The sequence below is a fragment of the Baaleninema sp. genome (assembly GCF_049974805.1).
Classification (GTDB): domain Bacteria; phylum Cyanobacteriota; class Cyanobacteriia; order Cyanobacteriales; family Geitlerinemataceae; genus Baaleninema.
Window position 1 is genome coordinate 1 of the sequence record NZ_JBNGCO010000186.1, and the last position, 5595, is coordinate 5595.

General features: G+C 51.6%; 6 protein-coding genes, 1 tRNA gene and 1 pseudogene. 6 read left to right on the plus strand and 2 right to left on the minus strand.

Annotated features, from left to right (window positions below; genetic code table 11):
- Positions 1–38 precede the first annotated feature (38 nt).
- Both ACP5D4_RS20755 and ACP5D4_RS20760 read right to left on the minus strand, forming a co-directional pair.
- Entirely contained in the window at positions 39–281 is a 243-nt protein-coding gene (locus tag ACP5D4_RS20755) for a hypothetical protein (protein ID WP_428013516.1), read from the minus strand.
- Between the two features lie 260 nt (positions 282–541).
- Positions 542–1411 (minus strand): phosphodiester glycosidase family protein, encoded by an 870-nt coding sequence (locus ACP5D4_RS20760; protein ID WP_428013517.1) that lies wholly within the window; start codon positions 1409–1411, stop codon positions 542–544.
- A 78-nt stretch (positions 1412–1489) separates the two neighbouring features.
- On the opposite strand from ACP5D4_RS20760, the gene ACP5D4_RS20765 reads away from it, so the two are divergent.
- From ACP5D4_RS20765 to ACP5D4_RS20790, 6 genes and pseudogenes are all read left to right on the plus strand, one after another.
- Positions 1490–2320, plus strand: coding sequence for a M15 family metallopeptidase (locus tag ACP5D4_RS20765; protein WP_428013518.1), 831 nt, complete (start codon positions 1490–1492; stop codon positions 2318–2320).
- A 173-nt stretch (positions 2321–2493) separates the two neighbouring features.
- Positions 2494–2566: transfer RNA gene (locus ACP5D4_RS20770), tRNA-Phe, on the plus strand.
- Between the two features lie 277 nt (positions 2567–2843).
- A complete protein-coding gene (locus ACP5D4_RS20775) occupies positions 2844–3107 on the plus strand; it encodes a hypothetical protein (RefSeq protein WP_428013519.1) in 264 nt (87 codons plus the stop codon).
- A 469-nt stretch (positions 3108–3576) separates the two neighbouring features.
- On the plus strand, positions 3577–4533 hold the full coding sequence (locus ACP5D4_RS20780) for an orange carotenoid-binding protein (protein WP_428013520.1): 957 nt from the start codon (positions 3577–3579) through the stop codon (positions 4531–4533).
- A 104-nt stretch (positions 4534–4637) separates the two neighbouring features.
- Positions 4638–4958: a hypothetical protein gene (locus ACP5D4_RS20785; RefSeq protein WP_428013521.1), complete on the plus strand. Its 321-nt coding sequence runs from the start codon at positions 4638–4640 to the stop codon at positions 4956–4958.
- A 299-nt stretch (positions 4959–5257) separates the two neighbouring features.
- Positions 5258–5595 (plus strand): annotated as a pseudogene (locus ACP5D4_RS20790) (RNA-guided endonuclease TnpB family protein); the annotation flags it as partial.

The following is a 5595-nucleotide window of genomic DNA, read 5'->3' on the forward strand; positions in this document are numbered from 1 at the left end:
ATTCATGGGTAATTTTCGAGGAGATTATATCTCCCACTTTACACGACCAGTGCCTCGGTATGAATCAGGAAAAAGCTGTCCTGTTGGCGGAATTTGGCTCGAACTAAGACGTCGATTTCCCGGCGTTCCCCGGAGGTGATGTCGGTGAAGACTTCTTGGGGAAGGAAGGAAATTGAGTCTCTGTCTACGGCTTCGGCGATAGTGGGGAAGAAGAGATCGAGGAATTCCCAGAAGAAGGTGGATAAGAGGGTTTTGAATAGGCGATCGTGGTCAATGCACACAATTAACAGTCTCCTGAATGATAATATTTTTGGTTTTTTATAAAGTCTATAAAAATTATTCTTTAGTCTTATTTTATCATAAAAATACTGTTTTTGTTCGGTTTTTTGTTAATAAAAATCAAGAAAATATTAAAAGTTTTTTTAATAAAAAACAACTAAAATTTAGACTTAAAAAAAACGAAATCGAGCGAGGGCGAACGGTGTTCGCCCCTCCGGATATCTATTTGATAACAGTTAAAAATGACCGTTGATAAGTTGGGTTAGTCGATCGACCGTTCCGGTAAAACCACCCCGATCGCATGGGGGATGTCTCGCCGTACCTTGTCGCTCGATCGAACGAATTCCACCCCGCGAACCATCAACTGAGTCGAACCGCCGCCATCGAGCATCATCACCGCAGAGGCTCCAAAAGCCCGTAACACCCGAGACGCCCGTAACTGGGTCGATCGCGGCGAGGCGAACACCCAGAGCGTTTCCGTGGTACCGTTTCCGTCTCGATCGCCCACCCCCACAAACGTGCGCCCCACGTTGCGTTTAACGCCCTTGTCCGCCAACTCGTCCAAACCGACAATTAAATCGGGAATCGGCGAAAACAGGGGATTTTCAGGAAAACCCACTTCCGGAAAAGGGAGAATCTGCGCCTCGTCACCAGAAATCGCTAACAGGACTTTTTCCCCCGCATATTCCCCCTCTCCGGCATAGCCGCCACTGTAAATCGTGCCGTTGGCTTTCACCGGAAACGCCAATTGAAGGGGAGAGGAGCCGAAAAACTGGCCGTTGACGACCGAAAACGCGCGATCGCCCCAGTCTTCAACCAAATGCTGCCAGTGCTGTCGTAGCGGTTGCGCCCGCACCCGCAGGCTCACCCCCGTATCGTATTGAGGGAGATTGCCGTAATCGTCCGGTTGGTGAGCTTCCCCCAGCGCGATCGATCGATCGTCGAACAATTGCAGCGAGACGCCCGCACTGAGGTCAATTTCCTGCACCACATCCACCCCGTTGCCGTACAACCGCACCCCCTGGGGCTGTTGCAGAACCTTAAACTTCAACGGCGGATCGCTGGGAAGCGCCACAGAAGCCAGCAAAAGCGTCGCAGAAGCCGACAGCCCACTCAAAAACACGCCTGTCATTTCCCCCTCATTTGCATTACTCTAGAGTCCAGTTCCCTGACGCGGAACCGAGTCCTTGCTGAATGTAGGAGAGGGGTTTTGAAGAAATCAAGTCGGTCTGGCAAATCCCTACAGACGACCTCCAGGGCTGCGATCGACGACATTCCAGAAGCCTTACGAGACGCTCCCAGCCCCGCCAGTTCCCCATCCGGGGCGAAACAAGGCGGCATAGGTTGGGTGATGGGCAGTCTCATGGCACTGTCCGCCGTGGGCGTTCTCGCCCTCGGAGGCGTCCTGTGGTTTATCTGGCAATCTGAGCGATCGCTCCTCGCCCGTTCCAACGCCCAGTCTGAAGAAACCGCCGAATCCCAAGCGGGCGAAACCGCCGAACCCGTTCCCAGCGACGACCTTCTCGGACATCTCCCCTACGACGAAGCCTCCCCCGACGAACTCAAAGCCATCGTAGCCGACGGCAGCCTCAAACTGCGTCGCGCAGCAGCAGAAGCCTATTTACAAATGGAAGCGGACGCCCGGGCTGAGGGCGTGCGTCTCGTACCGATTTCCGCCTTTCGTTCCATCGAAGACCAACAATACCTCTTTTTCGAGGTGAAAGCCCAACGGGGACAAGTCGCCAGCGAACGGGCAGAAGTCAGCGCACCGCCAGGATACAGCGAACACCACACCGGATACGCCATCGACATCGGAGACGGCGACGTACCCGCGACGCACGTTTCCCCGGAATTTGAAAACACCAAAGCCTTCAAGTGGCTGCAAAACAACGCCGCCTATTACAGCTTTGAGTTATCGTTTCCCAAAGACAATGCCCAGAACATCGCTTACGAACCCTGGCACTGGCGTTTCGTGGGCGATCGAGACAGCCTCGAAACCTTCTACAAAGCCCGACAGCAGAAGGATGAGGGGATGCGGTGATGTCCAAGGTGCGTGACGCAGTCAAACACCCGGAACCAGATTTCACCCCAATCTTTCGACCGCGTCACACCCCCTACCCCTCTCCGGCTCTCCCAAAAAACTTTCCCGAGGGGGTTGCGTTTCCCAAAATCCTTTGTTAGGATGATAAAGCGCTTGAAAAACAGCGAACTCGAGCCGGGATAGCTCAGTCGGTAGAGCAGAGGACTGAAAATCCTCGTGTCGGCGGTTCAAATCCGCCTCCTGGCATTTTCGGTATACAAAGCAAAAGCCCTATCGCGTGACGCGGTGGGGCTTTGCTTTAATTAAACGCTTTAGCTTCTCGGCGGGAAGCCCCGCGCTCTACCCGTTAGGTTGAGCGGCGCTTGGGATAGCCGAGCGGGAAGGTTGCGGATCGACAAATCAATCTGCTCAACTGAGCTTAACACGATTATTAATCGTACTAATAAAAGTCGTTAAGCTGAGAATTTACCCCACGAAAGAGCAGGAAGTCGCCCTGGAGAAAGGCTTCGGCTGCTGCCGTTTGGTGTGGAACCGTTCTCTGCAACTGACGACGGAAGCCTACCGACAAACCGGGAAAGGCATCTCGGGTTACGACCTCAAAAAAATGCTTCCCCAGTGGAAGCGAGAGTTGGAGTGGCTTGGAGAAACTTATTCTCAATGTTGGCAAAGTTCGGTACTTAACCTCTCGAGAGCCTTCGTCAACTTCTTTGAAGGACGCGCTCGCTACCCAGGTTCAAGAGCAAGCACAAACGGCAATCCCTTCAATACCCCCAAAACCTCGGTTTGAGCGGGTGTTGGACTTTAAGGTGCTTCCATCCCAGTGGGTTGATGGCTTTCGGAAAATTCTACCACCCAACCCCAAATATCCGCCGCGATTCATGAGGACAGGGGTGGCGAACTCGGTTCGCCACCGTGAGCGTCCGTCTCGTCGCTCACCCTCTCGGGTAGAGCGGGGGTTCCTTCTCGCGGGTTAAAGTAATGGGGGAAACGGACGACATTTGAGACTGACTCCTAATAGCAATACTCAAAACGGCGAAAGATGGACAAGCGCAGAGGCTTGCCCCCACATACAATTTCTCAATGTGATTCTCAATGTGATTCTCAATGTGACGGTGAGACGCCGCGTCTCGAATATCCCCACGGTACTCCGTTCCACGCCACCTAAGCGCGATCGCTCCGTTGGAGATCGCTCAATGCTTCATCCCTGAGTCGCCGATTGTGTTAGGTTCTTCTTACACCCCAGCCCAAATAAATCTATGCCATTTACTCTCGATACAGCTCGCGGAATTTTTCCCAATACGTTATCCGCCGACGTTGTACCTGCAACGATCGCGCGGTTTAACCAACTCAACGCAGAAGACCAACTCGCTCTGATTTGGTTCGCCTACCTGGAAATGGGTAAGAGCATCACCATCGCTGCGCCGGGTGCCGCCAGCATGAGCCTTGCTGAAAACACCTTAAACGAAATTCGGCAGATGCCAGCCCTCGAGCAAAGTCAGGCCATGTGCGACCTGGCTAACCGTGCGGACACGCCCCTCTGCCGCACCTATGCAAGCTGGTCTCCTAACATTAAACTGGGATTCTGGTATCAGCTCGGAAAGTTGATGGAAGAGGGCGTGGTGGCTCCCATTCCCGAAGGCTACAAGCTGTCGGCGAACGCTTCGGCAGTGTTGCAAGCCATTCGCGGACTCGACCCCGGCCAGCAAATCACCGTGTTACGGAATGCCGTCGTCGGCATGGGCTTCGATGCAGGTAAGGTGGGCGAACAACGGGTAGCGGAACCCGTTGTGCCGCCGAAAGACATGGCTCAGCGCACCCAAGTCAAGATTGAAGGCGTTACGAATCCTACGGTGTTGCAATACATGAACAATTTGAACGCCAACGATTTCAACACCTTAATTGAACTGTTTGCGCCTGACGGTGCGTTGCAACCGCCTTTCCAAAAACCGATCGTCGGCAAGGATAACGTACTGCGGTTTTTCCGGGAAGAATGCCAAAACCTCAAGTTACTCCCCGAACGCGGTGTGGAAGAACCGGCCGAGGACGGCTATACCCAGATTAAAGTGACGGGTAAAGTCCAAACGCCCTGGTTTGGTGGCAACGTCGGCATGAACATCGCTTGGCGATTTTTGCTCAATCCGGAGAATAAGATTTTCTTCGTGGCGATCGATCTGTTGGCTTCGCCGAAAGAACTGTTAAACCTCGCTCGATAAAACCCAGTTCGATTTAAAATAAAATCCGCGAGCATTCTGTTGTGAAGAATGCTCTTTTTTTTTATAATAGTTACACTAACTACAATTTTCGATCGTAATAACAAGTGAACGACGTCAACTGGTCTAAAAAGGAGAAAGAAGCAGCGCGAGAAGCTTTTGATAAAGCTTACAAGCGAGAAATTGAAAGTCTCGTTGAAGAAGTTCGACAAAAAGTCGCCAACATCAGCGAAATTGATGAAGTGTGGCAACTCCACGATTTTTTGAGTGCTAAACGACATGAAATTGACGGAAAATACGATTATAGCTATTCGGCGCTTATCTTCGTGTTTTCTCAATTGCTGAAAGAGGGATGGTTGACGCTGGATGAATTACAGGTTCTCGAACGGGATAAGCTGGCCAAGATTTCTGCTCTCACTCGCATGTAGAAACGAGTCAAAGGATAGATTTTTTAAGAGATTGAGCCACTGATGGCTGAGTTGAGTGGGAAAAGTTTGCGCTCTGCGACTTTTCCCTTTTTTGTGAGTTGGGGCGAGGGCCGGTTTCCTCGGTTCCTCGGCGAAGGATTTGGCACTGTTTAAGATGGAAGCATCTTTCAACCCCCTTACCCCGATTAGAGAGATGACCGAAGTCACTGACAAGCCCCGTCCTTCCAGGGCGGGGTGAGAGGTGTTGCGGCTTCAGCCTAGCTGTGGTATAATGATACTAATACGGTGGGTATAAAGTCGTGTTTGTCCTCGAATACAAAGTTAAGCCCAAGACTCACCAAGTCCAAGCCATCGACGAGGCAATTCGGACGACTCAGTTCGTCCGCAATAAAGTCTTGCGTTACTGGATGGACAATCGGGGTGTGGGTAAGGCTGAGTTATTTCGGTACAACACGCGATTGAGGAAAGAGTTTAAGTTTGTTGAAGAACTCAACTCTCATGCTTGCCAGACGGCGGTGGAGCGAACTCTGAGAGCTATTACTTGTTTTTACGAAAACTGTAAGAACCAAGTCAAAGGAAAGAAAGGTTATCCTCAATTCAAAAGGAATACCCGTTCAGTCGAGTATAAAGTTTCGGG

What these genes read in the sequence shown, in the direction of transcription:
- ACP5D4_RS20780 (WP_428013520.1), top strand. Translation starts at nt 3,577, where the DNA reads ATGCCATTTACTCTCGATACAGCTCGCGGAATTTTTCCCAATACGTTA.
- ACP5D4_RS20760 (WP_428013517.1), bottom strand. Translation starts at nt 1,411, where the DNA reads ATGACAGGCGTGTTTTTGAGTGGGCTGTCGGCTTCTGCGACGCTTTTG.